The 19,670-nt window shown below is 37.4% G+C and carries 14 protein-coding genes and 4 pseudogenes; 12 read left to right on the top strand and 6 right to left on the bottom strand.

Translation table 11 applies throughout. The annotated features are described in order from the left end of the window. Positions 1 to 9: 9 nt before the first annotated feature. A complete protein-coding gene (queG, locus tag IO68_RS24625) occupies positions 10 to 1,119 on the top strand; it encodes a tRNA epoxyqueuosine(34) reductase QueG (protein ID WP_023013254.1) in 1,110 nt (369 codons plus the stop codon). 94 nt (positions 1,120 to 1,213) lie between these two features. Beyond that, positions 1,214 to 2,203 carry a biotin synthase BioB gene (gene bioB / locus IO68_RS24620; RefSeq protein WP_007482417.1) on the top strand — a complete coding sequence of 330 codons (990 nt, stop codon included), beginning with the start codon at positions 1,214 to 1,216 and terminating at the stop codon, positions 2,201 to 2,203. 50 nt (positions 2,204 to 2,253) lie between these two features. On the opposite strand, the gene IO68_RS24615 is transcribed toward bioB, so the two are convergent. Together IO68_RS24615 and IO68_RS24610 are read right to left on the bottom strand one after the other, a co-directional pair. Next, the gene (locus IO68_RS24615) at positions 2,254 to 2,466 is read right to left on the bottom strand and encodes a hypothetical protein (RefSeq protein ID WP_007482418.1); all 213 of its coding nucleotides are present in this window, start codon (positions 2,464 to 2,466) and stop codon (positions 2,254 to 2,256) included. Positions 2,467 to 2,591: 125 nt separating this feature from the next. After that, the gene (locus IO68_RS24610; RefSeq protein WP_004879121.1) at positions 2,592 to 2,939 is read right to left on the bottom strand and encodes a hypothetical protein; all 348 of its coding nucleotides are present in this window, start codon (positions 2,937 to 2,939) and stop codon (positions 2,592 to 2,594) included. Between the two features lie 488 nt (positions 2,940 to 3,427). Here IO68_RS24610 and IO68_RS24605 point away from each other — a divergent pair, with 488 nt between their 5' ends. The 8 genes and pseudogenes from IO68_RS24605 to IO68_RS24570 all read left to right on the top strand — a co-directional run bounded on the left by IO68_RS24605 (position 3,428) and on the right by IO68_RS24570 (position 14,385). Beyond that, positions 3,428 to 3,961 carry a fimbrial protein gene (locus IO68_RS24605; protein WP_004879120.1) on the top strand — a complete coding sequence of 178 codons (534 nt, stop codon included), beginning with the start codon at positions 3,428 to 3,430 and terminating at the stop codon, positions 3,959 to 3,961. Between the two features lie 84 nt (positions 3,962 to 4,045). Next, positions 4,046 to 4,777: a molecular chaperone gene (locus tag IO68_RS24600; protein ID WP_023013253.1), complete on the top strand. Its 732-nt coding sequence runs from the start codon at positions 4,046 to 4,048 to the stop codon at positions 4,775 to 4,777. 61 nt (positions 4,778 to 4,838) lie between these two features. Continuing rightward, positions 4,839 to 7,391: a fimbria/pilus outer membrane usher protein gene (locus tag IO68_RS24595; RefSeq protein ID WP_023013252.1), complete on the top strand. Its 2,553-nt coding sequence runs from the start codon at positions 4,839 to 4,841 to the stop codon at positions 7,389 to 7,391. Continuing rightward, positions 7,388 to 8,422 carry a fimbrial protein gene (locus IO68_RS24590; RefSeq protein ID WP_023013251.1) on the top strand — a complete coding sequence of 345 codons (1,035 nt, stop codon included), beginning with the start codon at positions 7,388 to 7,390 and terminating at the stop codon, positions 8,420 to 8,422. The genes IO68_RS24595 and IO68_RS24590 overlap by 4 nt, the downstream gene beginning before the upstream one ends. Before the next feature lie 138 nt (positions 8,423 to 8,560). Beyond that, positions 8,561 to 9,526, top strand: a pseudogene (locus tag IO68_RS24585) (DUF4882 family protein). A 230-nt stretch (positions 9,527 to 9,756) separates the two neighbouring features. Then, positions 9,757 to 10,050 carry a type 1 fimbrial protein gene (locus IO68_RS24580; protein ID WP_023013249.1) on the top strand — a complete coding sequence of 98 codons (294 nt, stop codon included), beginning with the start codon at positions 9,757 to 9,759 and terminating at the stop codon, positions 10,048 to 10,050. A 204-nt stretch (positions 10,051 to 10,254) separates the two neighbouring features. Continuing rightward, positions 10,255 to 13,281 (top strand): LodA/GoxA family CTQ-dependent oxidase, encoded by a 3,027-nt coding sequence (locus IO68_RS24575; RefSeq protein ID WP_023013248.1) that lies wholly within the window; start codon positions 10,255 to 10,257, stop codon positions 13,279 to 13,281. Continuing rightward, a complete protein-coding gene (locus IO68_RS24570; protein ID WP_023013247.1) occupies positions 13,282 to 14,385 on the top strand; it encodes an FAD-dependent monooxygenase in 1,104 nt (367 codons plus the stop codon). It abuts the gene before it with no gap. A 224-nt stretch (positions 14,386 to 14,609) separates the two neighbouring features. Here the strand turns inward: IO68_RS24570 and IO68_RS24565 are convergent, their stop codons facing one another. Together IO68_RS24565 and IO68_RS24560 are read right to left on the bottom strand one after the other, a co-directional pair. Continuing rightward, entirely contained in the window at positions 14,610 to 14,957 is a 348-nt protein-coding gene (locus IO68_RS24565) for a hypothetical protein (RefSeq protein ID WP_023013246.1), read from the bottom strand. Positions 14,958 to 15,107: 150 nt separating this feature from the next. Next, complete coding sequence (locus IO68_RS24560) at positions 15,108 to 16,040, bottom strand: IS5 family transposase (RefSeq protein WP_023013245.1); 933 nt, start codon at positions 16,038 to 16,040, stop codon at positions 15,108 to 15,110. A 72-nt stretch (positions 16,041 to 16,112) separates the two neighbouring features. On the opposite strand from IO68_RS24560, the pseudogene IO68_RS34355 reads away from it, so the two are divergent. Continuing rightward, positions 16,113 to 16,593, top strand: a pseudogene (locus IO68_RS34355) (type I restriction enzyme endonuclease domain-containing protein); the annotation flags it as partial. 322 nt (positions 16,594 to 16,915) lie between these two features. After that, positions 16,916 to 18,163, top strand: a complete 1,248-nt coding sequence (locus IO68_RS24555) for a tyrosine-type recombinase/integrase (protein WP_019384262.1) — start codon at positions 16,916 to 16,918, stop codon at positions 18,161 to 18,163. 155 nt (positions 18,164 to 18,318) lie between these two features. Here IO68_RS24555 and IO68_RS33595 read toward each other — a convergent pair. Further along, positions 18,319 to 19,456, bottom strand: a pseudogene (locus IO68_RS33595) (IS3 family transposase). Between the two features lie 104 nt (positions 19,457 to 19,560). Next, a pseudogene (locus IO68_RS34350) lies at positions 19,561 to 19,656 on the bottom strand (transposase); the annotation flags it as partial. Positions 19,657 to 19,670: the final 14 nt, after the last annotated feature.

Here is a 19,670-nt window from a genome sequence, read left to right as displayed (position 1 = left end):
TATTGGTTTATGGCTTCATCCACACCTTCAGGAAAATCGCTTGATAAAATCGAGCTGCAACAGCTTGATCCTCAAGAACTTAAAACATGGATAAAAGCTCAGGCTTTGGACTTGGGCTTTTCTGATTGTGTCATTGCCAAACCAGATGCTCAAGATCAAATGCCTCGTTTTAAAGAATATTTAGAACGCGGCTATCATGCAGATATGCACTATTTAGAAGAAAACTTAGAAAAACGTGCTAATCCAACTTTATTAGTTCCAGGAACTAAAAGCATTATTTGTGTGCGCATGAACTATCTTGTTGCGTCCCCCCAGCCCCGTTATGTACCATTTGAACCAAATTCTGCCATTATTGCTCGCTACGCACGCGGTCGTGATTATCACAAAGTGATGCGTGGGCGGCTCAAAACGTTAGCAAGCCGAATTAAAGAAAAAGTGGGCGATTTTGAGTCACGCCCATTTGCTGATTCAGCACCTATTTTTGAAAAATCCCTAGCTGAAAGCGCAGGTATGGGGTGGACAGGAAAACATACTTTACTGATTCATAAAAAATCAGGTTCTTTCTTTGTATTGGGGGAGCTATTTACCTCTCTCGAACTTCCTTTTGATCAGCCTGCAACGGCACACTGCGGTTCATGTACAGCCTGTATTGATATTTGCCCAACACAAGCGATCGTTGAACCTTATATGTTAGATGCAAGGAAATGCATTGCATATTTGACCATTGAATATAAAGGCATTATTCCAGAAGAACTCCGCCAAGGTATTGGCAATCGTATATTTGGTTGTGATGATTGTCAGTTGATTTGCCCTTGGAATAGTTTTGCTAAAATGGCAACAATCCCTGATTTTGATGCGAGACATGGCTTAGATAACATAAGTTTGCTCGATATTTGGCAATGGGATGAAGTAACTTTTTTGGCCAATACCGAAGGCAGTCCGATTCGTAGAACTGGCTACCAATCTTTTAAACGCAATATTGCAATCGGGCTTGGAAATGCGCCATACTCGGTTGATGTAGTCACACAATTGCAAGAAGCAAAACCTTTGCACGATGAGATTGTCAATGTACACATTGATTGGGCAATTCAACAACAATTGCAACGAGCCAATGTATAACAAATAGAAAATTGATGTTTTTTGCCCTTTGGCTTTGGCACGATTTCTGTATGATTAATCTCAATGTTTGTAATCAATCATCATGGATATAACAATGACCTTACGTAATGACTGGACTCGTGATGAAATCCAAGCTTTATATGATCAACCTTTTTTAGACTTAGTATTTGAAGCGCAAAGCGTTCATCGTCAACATTTCCAAGCAAATACGATTCAGGTCAGCACCCTTCTTTCGATTAAAACGGGTAAATGTCCAGAAGATTGTAAATATTGCTCTCAGTCAGCACATTACGACTCAAAATTAGAAGCAGAAAAACGTATTGCGGTTGATAAAGTGATTAGCGAAGCACAAGCTGCAAAAGAATCAGGTTCATCTCGTTTCTGTATGGGTGCTGCATGGCGCAACCCACATGAAAGAGATATGCCTTATGTCTTAGAAATGGTTCGTGAAGTAAAAGCCTTAGGTCTAGAAACTTGCATGACGTTAGGTATGCTCAACCAATCGCAAGCTGAGCGTTTGAAAGATGCTGGTTTGGATTATTACAACCACAACTTAGATACATCACGCGAGTATTATTCGCATATCATTAGCACTCGTACTTTTGATGATCGTTTAAATACACTTGATCATGTACGTCAAGCGGGTATGAAAGTGTGTAGCGGCGGTATTGTCGGTTTAGGTGAAAGTCGTAATGACCGTATTGGTCTATTGCAAGAGCTTGCTACGATGCCAGTACACCCTGAGTCTGTGCCGATCAACATGCTTGTACCGATTGAAGGCACACCACTCGCTGAAGTGGAAAAATTAGATGTGACCGAGTGGATTCGTACAATTGCTGTCGCACGTATCATCATGCCACATAGCTATATTCGATTATCAGCAGGTCGTGAATCCCTTAGTGACTCGGATCAAGCACTTGCATTTATGGCTGGTGCAAACTCATTGTTCTCTGGTGAAAAACTGTTAACAACTCCAAATGCTGGTGAAGGCAAAGATCAAATTTTATTTGCTAAACTCGGCTTAACTGCTGAAAAAGCAAAGCCTACAGTTGCAGAACTCTCAGTAGATGCCATGAGCGCATAAATATAAAAGCCTTGTCGATTGACAAGGCTTTTTTCTTGGAATAATTACACTTATATAGATGTGACTAAAATCCCATATTTGGCAGTAAGAAACATTCCAATTCTAATCACATCCACTCCAGCTGCATGCGTAACAGATAGCTCCTGCGTATGTACATCAAAATGGAATGAATCAAATATCTCTTGATGATGCATTAACCATAAAATGGTATCAGCGACATGCTCATCAACTGTATACGTTTCCGACTTAAAATCCTTATCCATAATGCTTTATTGAGATAAATTGATTTAAACATCATAACCAAATCATCTATCAAAAGCAGTAGGATAAAAAAACACTTAGTCAAAGGAGATAACTAAGTGTATTAACGAGGAATAAAACTTAGCGATTAGGCAGCTTTAGGATTAATCAATGTCTGACCTGCTTTTAAGCTATTTATGGCCTTTGGATTAAACTCTAATGTCAGGACGTGATTGTCTAAATGAACATGATAAGAACGAATCAATGACTGTGGTCCATCTTCTGTATCTAACACATACTCATCCGCGATATTTAGGATACCTTCGAGATTGGTTGTACTAGACGCACGATCATGGCTGAACAAGTCGTAGATTGTCTGTAAATTAAAACTTGTATGTTGTTCTGTAGGATGACTTTTTAAGTGTTGCTCTAAGAACAATACAAATTTATGTGCGAAGAAATAATAGTTAGGTTTATGTGTATAAAGCATGTTCATTTATAGCTCCTTTAGATGATTTTTTCATCAAATCATGACTAAAACACTAAGGATTGAATCTTAAAAAAATCTTAAAAAAAGTTTGGCGTTTTTGTTAACGAACTTAAAAATCTTCTGCTTTTATTTTTAACAAAGGTTCAATTTTTTGATGATTACTGAAGTCTTGTCACAAAAACTTCATATAAAAAAACCACTATTTTGTATAAAAAATAAACAAACAATCCACTATTTCTTAAAAAATAAATCTTAAGAACAACATTTTTTGTTGAAAATTCACATAATCAGGAAAGCAATTTCAGAAAAACTAAAAAATAAACAACAAGTTATTTCAGCCAGCTTAATAATTATTTAAGAATTACTAAAAATGTGATGAAGTTTGCATTTTATTTATTAACTGGTATATTTCGCACATTACTTATTCAGCGCAAAAACTTAACTGGAAAAGTAATCTAATTCAAACTTTTAGCTGATGTCTTAGAGAAATTATTATGAAAAAACTTGCTTTGCTCGCTACTCTTTCAGTTGTTGGTATTGCTAGCGCTCACGCTGCAGATGGTACTATCACAATCAATGGTTTAGTGACTGATAAAACTTGTAACATCGTTACTCCAGCGGGTAAAGATTTTACAGTTACGCTTCCAACAGTTTCTAGACAAACTCTTGCGAATGCAGGTGATGTTGCTGGCCGTACACCATTCCAAATCAACTTAGAAGATTGTTCAGAAGGTAAAGTTGCAACTTACTTCGAACCAGGTGCAACTGTTGATTTCAACACTGGTCGTTTAATCAACCAAGCTGCTAGCGGTGCTCAAAACGTTGACGTTCAACTTTTAGGTAGCAACAACCAAGTAATCCCAGTTTTAGCTGCTGGTGCTTCTGGTGCTCAAGCGAACTCTCAATGGGTTGACGTTGTTGACGGCGGTAGTGCAGATCTTAACTACTACGCTGAATACTATGCAACTGGCGCATCTACTGCTGGTGAAGTAACAACTAACGTTCAATACACAATTATTTATCAATAATTTGTTGATCGCTGAGTTTCTATGTTCTAGAGCATAGAAACTCTTTTTATTTAAATTCATCTGCCTTTTTTGAGAATGTTGAGCATGTCATTTAACGGTCGTAAATTTTTGTCTGGTTTAGCACTTTGTTCAGTTATGGCGACTGCCGCTAACGCTGAGATAATCATTCATGGCACACGCGTGATCTACCCTTCTGATGCACGTGAAGTAACTTTACAACTAAGCAATAATGGCTCAAAACCTGCTCTCGTCCAAGCTTGGATCGATGAAGGTGATCCTAAAAGCACACCAGACCAATCTAAAGTGCCTTTTATGATTACACCACCTATTTCCCGTGTAGAGCCAACTAAAAGTCAAACACTTCGTATTACGGCTTTACCAAATGCGTTACAACTAGATCAAAAACAAGAAACTGTACTTTGGTTAAACGTTTTGGATATTCCACCGAGACCAACAGGCAAAGGTACAGAAACTGTTCCAGATAACTTTTTGCAACTTGCAATTCGTTCAAGAATTAAATTTTTCTATCGTCCAGCAAGTATCAAAGAAGATGCCAACTTAGCTGCTGACAAATTGCAATGGCGTCGTGTTGGTCAAAACATTGTTGTTAAAAACCCAACCCCTTTTCATATCACGATGACTTCAATTTATCAGGCCAATGGTGATAAGAAAGTTGATTTATTGCCTAAAGGTTTAATGTTAAAGCCTTTTTCTGAAGATCAAGTTCAGTTAAAAACATCGAACACTGAAAAAATGAGTTTTATTAATGTTAATGATTACGGTGGCCGTGTCGAAAGACCGATCAAATTCCAATAATCATTATTCGTTTAGATAATCAATAATTTTAAGTACCTATACCATATAGGCGATTTTTAATATGTCAAAACAGCACGCAACATACAGATTATTAAAGCGTCATATTTGCTTTTACCTTACCTCAGGCATGATCAGCATGACCCTGCCTGTAATGGTACATGCAGATGAATCTACACAAAAAAAAGCTGTAGAAGCTGAGTTTGACTCTTCTTTTTTAATCGGTGATGCACAGAAAATCGATATTTCACGATTCAAATACGGTAACCCTGTTTTACCGGGTGAATATAACGTCGACGTATATGTAAATGGTCAGTGGTTCGGCAAACGTCGAATGATGTTTAAAGCTGTAGACCCAAAAGAAAATGCAACAACCTGTTTTAATTCAAGCACCTTACTTGAGTATGGTGTAAAGCAAGACGTTCTTTCGCAACATATTGCGAATCAATCAAAAAACAGTTGTTTAAAAATTGAAGATTGGATTGAAGATTCTTTCTATGAATTTGACACTTCAAAATTACGTATTGATATTTCAATTCCTCAAGTTGCTTTACAAAAAAATGCGCAAGGTTATGTCGATCCAAGTATTTGGGATCGCGGTATCAATGCTGGCTTTTTATCGTATAGTGGTAGCGCCTATAAAACATTTAATACAACTGGCGATAATAAAGAAACAACCAATGCATTTATGGCAGTTACTGCTGGGGCAAATATTGCAGGCTGGCAATTACGCCATAATGGTCAATGGCAGTGGCAAGACAATCCGACTGAAAACCAAAGTAAGTCAAACTATCAGTCAACAAGTACCTATTTACAACGTGCATTCCCACAGTATCGTAGTGTATTGACACTAGGTGACAGCTTTACCAATGGCGAAATTTTCGACTCTTTTGGTTATCGTGGTGTTGATTTTTCTAGTGATGACCGCATGTTGCCAAATAGTATGTTGGGCTATGCCCCACGCATCCGTGGTAATGCAAAAACCAATGCGAAAGTTGAAGTTCGCCAACAAGGTCAATTAATTTATCAAACCACGGTTGCTCCGGGTAGCTTTGAAATTAATGATCTCTATCCAACAGGTTTCGGTGGTGAACTTGAGGTTTCTGTAATCGAATCAAATGGTGAGATTCAGAAATTTGCTATTCCTTATGCATCTGTGGTTCAAATGCTCAGACCTGGTATGAGCCGATACTCATTAACTGCTGGTGAATTCCGCGATCGTGATATCGAGTTAGATCCGTGGGTTGTACAAGGTAAATATCAACGAGGAATTAACAACTACCTCACAGGTTATACTGGCTTTCAAGCCACTGAGAAATACACTTCGGTTTTGGCTGGTGCTGCTTTTGCAACACCAATCGGTGCGATCTCGTTAGACGTAACACATTCAGAAGCTGATTTTGAAAGAAAAGAATCTCAATCAGGTCAAAGTTACCGTTTAAGTTATAGCAAATTAATTACACCAACAAATACCAACTTAACCTTAGCAGCTTATCGCTACTCGACTGAAAATTATTACAAATTACGTGATGCGATTTTAATTCGTGATTTAGAAGATCGTGGTATGAATAGTTACGCTGTAGGTAAGCAACGTAGTGAATTCCAAATTACCTTAAACCAAGGTTTACCTGATGGTTGGGGTAATTTCTATATGGTCGGCTCTTGGGTTGACTATTGGAATCGCAATGAAAGTACTAAACAATACCAAATTGGTTATAGTAACAATTACCATGGTTTAACCTACGGCCTATCGGCGATCAATCGCCAAGTTGATTATGGATCAAGTAATCAAACACGTGATACTGAATATTTGATGACATTGTCATTCCCGCTCAGCTTTAAAAAGCATTCTATGAATGTGAATGCCAATGCATCTCAAGACAGTAGAACAGTTGGTGTAAGTGGAACTGTAGGTGATCGTTTCAGTTATGGTTCATCAGTAACACATCAAGATCGCAGTAATCCAACCTTCAACGTCAATGGACGCTACCGCACAAACTACACAACTGTTGGTGGCTCATATAGTGTTGCCGATTCTTATCAACAAGCCATGGTTAGCTTAACTGGTAATATCGTTGCTCATAAAGACGGTATTTTATTCGGCCCAGAGCAAGGTCAAACGATGGTGCTGGTATATGCACCTGATGCCGCAGGCGCCAAGGTAAATAACACAACTGGTTTAAGTGTAAACAAAGACGGTTATGCTGTTATTCCATATGTAACGCCATATCGTTTAAATGACATTACTTTAGATCCTCAAGAAATGTCGACAAATGTTGAATTAGAAGAAACAAGTCAACGTATCGCACCTTATGCTGGTGCGATTGCTAAAGTCGATTTTTCTACGAAAACAGGTTATGCAATTTATATTGCTACAAAAACAGCAAATGGTGAAAACCTACCTTTTGCAGCACAAGTATTTGACCAAAATAATGAAGCTGTAGGTATTGTTGCTCAGGGTAGTATGGTCTATCTCCGTACCCAGAAAGCACAAGATCATCTCGTTGTGAAATGGGGTGACGATAGTGCTGAACAATGTGCAATCTCATATGATGTCACAGCTGAATTGGCTAAAGATCAACAGAACTTAATAATGACTGAGGCGGTTTGTAAATGAAGAAAATACTAATAACTGGTGCTTTATTCACAGCTGGTCTTGGAGTCCATAACGAGGCTAATGCTGCTTGTGCACCAACTTCCGGGTTCACAACAAAAGTAATCAGTATGGCTGTTGGTCGAGTTGTAGTGCGTCCAAGTGATGAGGTTGGAAAAATCCTACGTAAAGCAACTTTTTCAATTGACCCAAACAACTCAACAATTAACTGTACAAGATATTCCACAGGCACAGTTCGGGCAGATTTAACTCAGAGCTATCCTGTCAGTTCACTTGGTAACAATATTTATAGTACTAATATTCCTGGTATTGGTATTCGTTTATATCGTGAGGCACAAAATAACTCCAACTTTTCAGGGTATTACCCATATTCTCGAAATATTAGCGGTGGCTCTGGTTGGGGTGGTACAAACTATTCATTAGATACTGGCTATTTTGTTGTTGAAATAGTTAAAACTGCTTCACAAACAGGTTCAGGCGCTTTAGTACCAGGACAATATAGTAGTTATTATCTTACCTCACATCCCAATCAACCTATTTTAACTAGCTTTGTATATGGAAATGCCATCACGATTGCTTCTTCTTCATGTGAATTGCAAGGTGATATTAATAAGGTCGTAACTTTACCAACAGTAACAAAATCAGGATTCTCTGGAGTAGGCTCGACACAAGGAGCACAAAGATTTGATCTAAATATTTTATGTAATGGAGGCCAAAATCCTACAGGATATGAGGAAAAGAATCTTATTAGTCTAAGTTACGATTACATTCAGGATGGCTCCAATAACCAAGTATTATCAAACATTGCTCCAGCTTCAACCAAAGCAAATGGTGTTGGTGTTCAACTACTGTGGAACTACAACAATAAAAATCAAGTCATTAAAAAAGGCGATAAATTAGAGCTGGGTACAGTAAGCTCCAATAATACCGTTCAATACAATGTTCCAATGACCGCACAATACTATCAAACTGCAACGAATGTTACCGCTGGTACTGTACGAGCAATGGCAACCGTTACGATCGAATATGACTAATCATAAATAATGGGTCTCCTAAAAATAGGAGGCCTCTTTTATATATAGCTGAATAATAAGATTTTTAAATTACTTTTTCAAAATAAGTAAATACTTTTTGATTAACAAAACTCAAATCACAATACAGAGGATCAATCAATGAAAAAACTGAGCATACTTACAGTCAGCTTAGCATTATTTGGTTGCGGAGACGATTACAATCCTTCGTAAAGTAATGATAGTAGTACTCAAACAGCAGAAACAAATGCGAGAACTTTAAACTTAAAAACTTTTAATCAATCACAAGTTTGTCAATACAATTTTGATGCAACTCAGGAAGATTATGATGTTTTATGGAACAATCATAATCCTGAGTATTTGATTAGATCATTCCCTTCTATAGATGGGCAAAAGTTTAATTTTACTGTCACCCCTCCCTATTTTTCTAATAATGATCCTGAATATGGCTCAGTCAATTATTTACAATACTTAGCTTCTAGTAAATCTAGACTATATGCTGCAAAGGATTTTTTTGACTTTCCGTCACTGCAAAACAGTTTAGGTGATTTTATTCTACCTATTACAGGTATTCTTGTTTTTGAAATGCAATTAGATATTCCTGACTCACCATTAAATGGTGGTTACTATGGAGATCCTGCTTCTTCGTATATTACAGACATCAATTTCAGTGGCGTAACTAGCAGTGGTAATATGGTCAATGCTCTATACTCCTACGGAGCAGGAACAGCTGATCCTGATTTTGGAGAAACCCCTCCTTATGTACTCTACACAGTTAATTACCAAAATAATAATGGTGAACATAATTCTGTGGCTTATTACTACAACCAAATGGATGGCTATCAAAACAAAGTACATCGACTAGGTATTTACATAAACCAAGCCACAAAACAAGTTGGTTATATTTTCAATGGAGTCGATCAAGGATATCAGTCTAGTTTACCTGCTGCATTACAAAAACTGAGTTTTACTATATCAAGTGGAGTCGCAATATATTCAAATCATCTTAGTGGACAAGAATTATCATCTGAGCTAATCACAGACAGAGGCTCTCTACAATTCAACTATCCTCAAGGCACAACGGACATATGTGGCAACACAATCTAGAATCAATAACTCTATTGAGCCTAATCTTTTGATTAGGCTTTTTTATATCTTCTTCCAAAAATGTTAACTAGTTAACAAACCAAAACAATAAATTAATCATCAATTTTAAAATAAAACAAAAACCACATCACATTTTAAAAAAATATTTTAATCAAAACCAGTATAAATATTGCCTTAATAATAATTTTCATGCAGATTAATAATAATTACATTAAATAAAGGTAATAATCATGCATAAAAATCTTTATAAATTCATATTACTTTCATCATTAATGGCTATTGCTTCGGTGAGTTATTCATCGGGTACAATTCAAATTAATGGAAATATTGTTGAAGATACCTGTTCAACAATCCATTCAGACAAAGACTGCCAAGTAATCAACACTATAAAACAAAACATTGAATCAAAAAGCGTATCTTTAGAAGATTTGAGAAACAGCCCACAAAATAACAATGTAACCGAAATTAGTATTGAGAAAATTCCTGAACATAACAGTGCTGTAATTATTGCCAGTTATTATTAATATTTTTACTCACCATAGATTATTTTTTAATAGCATTTAATCTATGGTGTTATTAAATTATGATTAAAAAAATATTTAACTAAATTTAAAATACATTCTTTTAAAAAAATAAATTTAAGCATAAATATTGACCAGACATTTTATTTTCTATAGTTTTATATCCGTTGTAAAAATTAAAAAACTTTAAAATAATAAGGACAAAAAATGGATCATATGAATTCAGACTCACCCACAAATAAAATTTGTGTTGATTGCAGTACTGATCCCATCGAATCGCTAAAAACAATGTTTGTCGATATGGTACAAGCGGGGAGAATCGGCAAAGGTCAGTGCCCTGCTATGCGACCTGTTTTTTTAAAACCACATGGCATAGCTGCTGCTGAATTTATTATTCGAGAAGATTTACCAGAAAACTTACGTATTGGATTATTTGCTCATTTAGGTAAGCGCTATCCAACATGGATTCGATTCTCATCAGATACTACGCCTACCAGTACTGATTTCAAATCTACTTTAGGGGTAGGCATTAAACTATTTGAAGTTGATGGTAAAAAGCTACTAGGAAATCCCGATGCAGGTACTTTTGACTTCCTCATGCAGAACTTCGATGCATTCTTCGTCGATACGGCTAAAGACATGTGTGAATTCACGAAGGCTGGCGTTGTTGATGGCAACTATGATCCCTACTTAAAAGATCATCCAAAAACCTCTGAATTACTTGATGCAATGGCAAAACCAGTTGCCAGTGTTTTATCTTCGGCATATTGGAGTGGCTTACCTTTTAAATTTGGTGAGAGCCAGTTCGTTAAATATAAATTAGAACCCAACTTTTATCTTGATCCACCAAATCACTCTCCCAATGACCCTTCTTATTTAGGTGCAGATTTAGTTGCTCGGTTAAAAAAAACAGAAGCGCGATTCCGCTTTATGATTCAATTAAGAACCGATCCAGACCAAATGCCATTAGATGAAGCAACTGTTGTCTGGTCAGAAGATTTGAGTCCGCCTATTCATGTCGCAGATATTGTTATCCCTATTCAAGATATAGAAGCTCGTGGTCAAGCTGAGTATGGTGAAAATCTTGCCATGAACATATGGCACGTAACAGCCGATCATGAACCTGTTGGTTCTATTGCCGATGCTAGGCGTGAGGTTTATGCGGCTTCTGCTGAATTAAGACGTAATGTAAATGGAATACCTTTAGGTGAACCAAACTCCCCTCGTCCACTTATTTCACCTGCTGCCTGTGTCGATACTCATATTGTCCGTGCAGCAATACATCCAGCGATTGGTATCGCTCGAGTAGGTGATAGTGAAAATGAGTTTTTCATTGGGCCTGAAATAGTTGATGCCCCTGCTGATCTTACTCAGCAACCAAATTTTTACCGAGACTCAACAGGTGCTATTAAAAGACAAGCAGCTCGTTTTCGACTCTATGGATACAATGCAGCTGGTAAAGTTGTCCGTGAACTGACCCCAGATAATGCAGATATCGTTTGGACCGTGCATGTCGCCAACCGCAAATCTCAATGGTATGAGTTTCAATATGCGCTAGATATCCCTGAGGCTGTCAATGCACCAGACAATGCATTTGCTTTACGCAACCCTAAAGTCAAAGCAGAAAATCGAATTAAATTAGCAATTGATCCAGGTCCAAGAAGTATTTGTGGTCGAAATATTTCAGGTGGTGCTGAGCATCGCTTTGATACAGGAACATTTCAAGCTGCATCTGATCGGCCTGTTACTGTGCTCTTAGGTGAAATACAAACTGATGAAAATGGGCGACTATTATTTTTAGGTGGCCATGGAAAGTCTGCATCACCAACCAATGCACCAGTATTCGATCCAGATAATCCGCCAGGCTTTAATAATGCAAATGATTGGTACGATGACACCTCAGATGGTACTGTTGATGCGACCGTAAAAATCAATGGCGTAAGTATCCCTGTTGAATCTGCTTGGGTTGTTGTCGCACCACCCAATTATGCACCTGATGTCGTCAGTTGGCGTACAATGTATGACTTAATGTGCGATGTATACGTAAATGCTGGCTGGATGACAATGCCAGAAAAACCATCATTTACCCATGATATTTTGCCATTATTAAATCGTTTGGGCGGGCTGCAATGGGTGAATAAAGGTTTTGCAGCTTATTTTGGTAAAGGCTGCCCTATGGATTTTAGCAATCCGCAGTTACTCGCCAAGTTGTCATACAAACCCAAAGATCTAAATCAAGCAGATCCTTATAGCGAACTTCGCCGAGCAATCTTTCATAACTTCAGACCATCAAGACCAGTTGTAGCAGAGCCAGTTCAATGGCCACATATTTGGCCTTGGATTTATGGTGATGCTTTTGGTAGTTTTCCAGAAAATGGTACAGGTAATATGTTGACCATGACTGGGCTACAAGAAGGCTTACTACATCATTGGGTTGAAGGGAACTTCATTGATGATTGGTCAGATCAAGAGCTAAAAGGCTTCAGCTCTTTTGACCAAGTTCCATTAAAAGACCAACCACATACGCTCGATAAAGCAGCATTGCATTATTGTTTAGCTGACACTTTCCATCCTGGATGTGAAATGACATGGCCTATGCGTCACGCCAGTATGTATAGTTCACCTTTTAGAATCAGACGACGTTCAGATTCTGATCCTGAACCAGATTATGGTGCTACGATGACACCTATCAAAGTTCAACAAGTAGATGGGCCACTTTATGCTCAAATACCAGGAAGTATCACTCGTTGGATGGCAATTCCTTGGCAAGGAGATACAGCATTCTGCCGTTCGGGCTATGATCCTGACTTTGATCCTTATCTACCTACATTCTGGGCTGCCCGTGTTCCCAATCAAGTGTTAACAGAACAAGATTATCAAAAGGTTATTAATCTAGATTTGCCTAGAGAAGAACGGATTGCAGCCTTTAATCAACGACGTAGTTGGTTAAGAGCTATTCAAGATGCAAATACGGCAGACGTTATGATGCGTATGGTTGCACACTTCAATGAACTTGGTATTGTTGAGGTTCGTGAAGGTATTAAAGATGATACAGATATTCCCGAATATCTATATGTTGAAACGTTGATAGCAGGAAAATTAAAAGCTGCTGCTGAATATGCAACACATTTACTCGAAAGTAGCACTGAACCACTGACAAATCTCGATAAAGCAGGTTGGGCTAGTCATGAACAACTGCTCGCGTTTAGAGCAGTAAGAGTTCAGAAACGTTAAATGCTCAATTATGATTTTGATGTGTGCGTAGCTGGTAACGGCCCTGCTGGTATGATTGCAGCAAGGCAGCTCTCTTTAGCTGGGCTATCAGTAATTATAATTGGTAGCCCAAATCATCAAATGCATAAATTTGGTGAAACCTTAGCTGGGGCAGCAATTCGACTACTTCTGAAGTTAGGTCTTAAAGAACTGGTCGAAACACTACACAATACTTCAAATGGCGATAATTCTTTTCCCCCAAAAGTCACAGGAAATATGGCTTTTTGGGGAACTGAACAAGCATCTATAACAGATGCTATTCATGATCCTTATGGCTTAGGTCTTCGAATTGATCGTCAACGATTTGATACGCTCTTAAAACAATATATTCAACTGAAAAACATTACACATCTGAACGCGAGTATCACAAATTTAAACAAACAGAATGGTCTATGGAAAATTACCTTAGACGGTAAAATGCTTATTACTTCAAAATGGATTATCGATGCGACAGGCCGCAGTGCCAAAATTCTTAAATTACTGGGTGTTCAACGTTATCGAGGAGCTCCATTAGTAGCCCTTTATCGTACCTGTGTACCTGAGAAAAACATATCACTGAATAAAACAATAATTTCATCCAATGAAAGTGGATGGCTATATGCAGGAAAAATCTCTGAGGAAAAATGGGTATTAGGTTTTCATACTCTTCCTAAGTTTGCATTTAATCTAAGGAATCACGCATCGCATTGGGATGATGTAATTAATAAAAAAAGTGGTATTACGGATCTTCTAGGTCAATTAGAGTTAAGCGCTGATATTTACACTCATGATGTCCGCACAACATGGTCATCCAATAGCTTTGGTGAAGGTTGGGTTGCTTGTGGTGATGCGTTATTGGCTTTTGATCCAATCGCAGGACAAGGCCTATTCAATGCAATTTATACTGCAATAAAAGCTTCTGAACATATTTTATCTGCTGAGCAAAAAATAATGCTAGAAAGTAATTATTTAAGAGAAATTCAAAAGATTATTAAAGTATATGAACACCGAAGATATTCATTATATAAAGAGGAACAACGATGGTTAGATAATGCTTTTTGGAAAGTACATCAGTATTATCAATGACGAATGATATAAGGCTCATGCAACAATCTTTTCAGTTGTATTTTGAAGCATTAGAGCCTACTTTCGCTATCAAATTCTTGTTAAACGACAATCAAACTTAAAACAATTATTTCATTAATCTAAACTTATTTTAGAGCATAGATTCTGAAAAAATTCTAAACCTTCTTAAAACCATACCGAAATAGTTCTTACCTAATTAAGGCTAAATCAGCTATTTCTAAACATTAATAATCAGAATCATAGAAATATCTTAAAGATTCCTGTTCCATTAAATGCCGATTTTCTGAATATCCATCTTCTTCAGCTTGCCGTTCATATTGCATGTATTTTTCTGATTCACGTTTAGCCTTAGCATTTTCATCTACACGTTGTCGCTCTTTTCTTTCTCTATCGATAGCTTCCTGAGCTAGTTTTGCTCGGCGTTCAGTCTCAAGTTCAGCCATTTTTTGCATATGTTGTAAAGCTTTTTGTTGATATTCTTGTTCTCGCGCTATCCGTTCAGAATTTGTTTTCCAAACAATAACGATCATTAAAAGGACTACACCACCCAAAATAATATAAAGTTTATTCATTAATTACAGATCTGAACTGTTTGTTTTTCTGATCAATTTTAAACTAATTAATAGCCATTATAATTTAACTATGAACAAAAATTTGATAATTTAAAATGGCTTTGTTGCACAAAGGCTTGAAATGCACAGCTGCCCCTAAGTGATCCAAATTTAAGTGGCAACTTGTGTATGAGGTTGACCTAATTCTGTAAATTTATTTAAGACTGCCACACGTGCATGAATCTCGTTGACTTGATTGTTAAAATTTTTAGCGCTGAGTTTATCCCCTAATAATTTGATGCAATGCATCTTGGTTTCCACCAAACTTCGCCGATGATAGCCTGACCATTTTTTCCATAGTGTTCTGCCTAAACGTTTAACTGTTCGAAGTAATTCATTTCGCTCCTGAGAATGTGATTTTGTATCTTTCCAAGGTCTTGCATTTTTTCTAGGAGGAATCACTGCATGCGCTTGTCGATCTGCAATGACTTGACGGCATCTTTTTGTGTCATAAGCTCCATCGGTATAAACAGAGTCTATTTGCTCATCCAATGGAATCTGATCAAGTAAATCACTAAGTACCTGTGAATCGCTGACATTATTTGTGGTGAGTTGTACTGCACGTATTTGAAGGGTTTCAGCATCTATAGCAATATGAAGCTTATGCCATTGGCGACGATATTCAGATCCATGTTTCTTGCGTTTCCATTCACCTTCACCTAGAAACTTTAAACCAGTAGAGTCCACGAGCAGATGTAGTTCATCGCTGCTTTTTTGATAGCTAATCACAATATCAATATGCTTTTGTCTTCTGCATATGGTCGAATAATCTGGTGCTGTCCAATCTAATCCGCAAAGTTTAATCAGGCTCTGAACAAAACCTGTAACCATGCGTAAAGAGAGTCTAAATAGAGATTTGATCATTAAACAGCATTGAATAGCTGTGTCTGAGTAAGTTTGATTTCGACCTTGCTTGCCTTGTGGTTGTGCATACCACTGAGTCTTTGGATCAAACCAAATGGAAATATTACCTCGGTTAATGAGGGCTCGATTATAGGAAGGCCAATTGGTTGTGCGATAGGTTCTAGGGGCAGGTTTATTCATTTTGAAATTATATGGCTGAATAAATCTTCGTGGCTAGGTTTATGCAACAAAGCCATTTAAAATCAATAAACTGATGAAATCAAAATAAGAGGTCAACATAGCGTAAACCAAGGCAAGAAGCTCGTGGATATGCTAAGTACTGCCATTAAGGGCTATCAGAATAAAGTACTTACTGCCGCTGAAGTGATTGATAAACTCATCAAGCTTGCAACATTCTGGAGTCTAACAAGCTTGCTGCCGAACTCAATCTAACTGAATATGAGTATGCCTTTTACTTTGCTGTCGCTGAAAATGACAGTGCAAGAGAACTCATGCAAAAAGATATCCTTAGAGAGCTTGCAATGGTACTTACTGAATCCATTCGCCAAAATGTCACGATGGATTGGACAATTAAAGAAGCAGCACGTGCAAAGTTAAGAGTAATTGTGAAATGGTTGCTAAAAAATATGGCTACTCACCCGATATGGCACTATTAGCGACTGAAACGGTTATAGAACAGGCCGAACAATTAGCAAATAAACTTGCGGAAATGTCGAATCTAGAAGAGGTTTGACCATAAATTGGTCCATCGGACTTTTGAACTGATGAACCATCAAATAGACCGTTGGTCTAAACACTTTTTCTTATTTTCGACATTGAAAAACCCTCTAAACTCATGGTTTAGAGGGTTTGATATATGGTGGGCCCACCGTGACTTGAACACGGGACCAACGGATTATGAGTCCGTTAACATAGCAATTAAAAATCAACAAGCTGCAGATATAAAATTAATACTATCATATATTTATATAATTTTAAAATTTTATTATTCACTCTTTTTGTTGATTAATATATATTGATTTTGCTTACTACTTGCTTACCAGACGCTTACTAGAATGAAACTAACAAAACCCACAATTGATAAAATTGATTGCTCAGACCAAACTAAACCAACTTTCTTTTGGGATGAGAAAACACCTGGATTTGGTGTTAAAGTTACACCTAAAAATAATAAAAGCTACATTTTCCAAGGTCGTATTGGTCTTCAAAACCGTCGTATCAAAATTGGTGACGTTGATATATGGAAATTAGATGATGCTCGTAAATATGCACAAGAATTGGCGATTATGTGCCATAAAGGGATTGACCCATTAATCGAGCGTAAGAAAGCTTTAGCTGATAATAAAGAACTGCTAAAACAAGAAAAGCGTAAAACTATTAAATTTAAAGATGTATGGTTTGAATATTTAAAAGCAAGACAACCTAATTGGCGACCAAGAAGCTATCAGGACCACATCGAATTATCTAGAGGTGGTTACGATCCTGAAAATAATAGTGTTTATACTAGTCAACCCATTTTTCAACTGTTTGAGTATAAACTTTCTGAATTGACTGCAGATGTATTTTGCGATTGGCTTGATCACAATAACTTCCGTCCAACAACATCAGCTAAAGCATACCGACTTACACGAGCTTTCCTAAATTGGTGTGAGGAACATGAGGATTATGAAAACTTAGTTCCTCTAAAATCATACAACTCTAAAAAAGTTAAAGATAAAGTGCCTTCTCCCAAAGCCAAAAATGATTGTTTGATGAAACAACATCTAAAACCATGGTTTGAAGAGGTAAATAAGTTAACCAGTAGAAAAATTGCGATTTTTTTAATATGTAGTTTAATCACTGGTTGCCGAAAGAATGAGCTGCTTTCATTAAAATGGACAGATGTTGATTTTCGTTGGAAAACAGCAAAAGTCAGAGATAAAATTGAAGATGAAGGTCGCCTAATCCCTCTAACTGGATATGTTGAAAGCTTATTATTAGAACTAAAGAAAAATTCTGATTCTAAATTCATATTTAGCAGTAAGGGCGCTGAATGTGGCCATATTGTTAATCCTTACGATAGCTTAGAGAAAATATGTAAAAAACTAAATATTGAACTTACTCCCCATGGATTGAGGAGATCATATAAAACGTTAGCTATTTGGGCAAAAATCAATGAAGGATCTTTAGCACAGATATCAGGTCATAAACCAAGTGCATTAGTTGAAAGACACTATATCGTACGACCTATGGATATGCTACGAGAAACACTGCAAGAATATGAGGACTGGATTTTGCAACAAGTGCGAAATGGCATTAATTGAAATACCTCGACACGGAATTAGGTCGACCACTTGCCCAAGTTACGCCTTAAATTCGGCTCAATTAGGGCGCTTTGCATTTCAAATCTTTATGCAACAAAGCCGTTTCCAAATCATCATTCTGGACTGCTCCCAGTATCCTAGACATTGAAGTAGCCTCATTTTGAAGCTACCTCGAATGCTTCTGGACTCATCCCATCAAGATGCGAATGGCGCCTGATTCGATTGTAAAACATCTCGATGTAATCAAACACATCCGCACGCGCCATTTCGCGTGTTTTATAAATTCTCTTTTTAATTCTTTCCTTCTTTAAGCTACTAAAAAAGGATTCTGCAACGGCATTATCCCAGCAGTTTCCTCTGCGGCTCATGCTAGGTATTAAGTTATGCTTCTGACAGAATTTTTGCCAGTCTCCGCTACTGTATTGTGAGCCTTGGTCTGAATGTATGATCACAGGTTCATTAGGTCTGCGTCACCATACTGCCATGAGTAGAGCATCAAGTACGATATCTTTGGCAAGCGTAGATTTCATTGACCAACCGATCACTTTCTTTGAATATAAATCAAGAACCACAGCCAGATATAACCAGCCTTGCCATGTGCGAATATAAGTAATATCAGACACCCACGAAGTATCAGGTGTATTTACAACAAACTCTCGATTTAAATGGTTGGGTGGCACAATCTGAGGACGGCCTTGACCATAGCTTTTATGTTTCTTATACCCCGTACAGCTGTAATACCATTGTTTTTCATGATCTTTAGTACACGATTAGGGCCACAAGCATCACCTAATTCTTTAAGGTCTAAAGTAATGCGTCTGTAACCATAGATACCATAGCTGGCATCATAAGAAGAACGAATGAGCTGTAATAAACGCTTGTCTTCAATGGTTCTGCTTGATTCAGGTTCATGTAGCCAAGCGTAATAACCAGCGCGAGCGATCTTTAATACCCGACACATCGTTTTAATCTTAAATTGATGGCTGTATTCAAGGATGAATTGATACTTCACTCGGGCTGGCTTGCAAAGTACCTTGCGGCCTTTTTTAAGATATCTCGTTCCTCTTCTGTCTGTTTAAGCTGACTTTTAAGGCGTAGGATTTCTTTCTTTGCTTCAAGCAGTTCATGTTCATCATGATTGTTGTGTAATGGATGTACAGCTTTAAGCCATTTATAAATACTGTGCTGTGATACACCTAAACGTTCTGCCACATCACTGACAGAATATCCTCGTTCAGTAATCAATTTTACAGCTTCATCTTTAAATTCTGGGGTATAACGTTGTCCACTCATAATGTTTTCTCCTATGCAAAAAGAATAGACCATATTTGTCTAGGAGAGTGGTGGCAGTCCATATCTAACTTAAAGGTGTCTACAAAATCGGTGGCTATTCACTCTCCATGTTCGCGGCACAAGTTCGGTATAGGTGTTCCTGCTTCAGCTTGCTTTAAAATACTCATGATTAGGCTGTCTGAATACTTAGATGTTTTCATAGAAAATCTCCTTA

Source organism: Acinetobacter sp. COS3, from assembly GCF_000475335.1.
Lineage (GTDB): Bacteria > Pseudomonadota > Gammaproteobacteria > Pseudomonadales > Moraxellaceae > Acinetobacter > Acinetobacter venetianus.
This window is presented reverse-complemented; position numbering and strand designations above follow the sequence as displayed.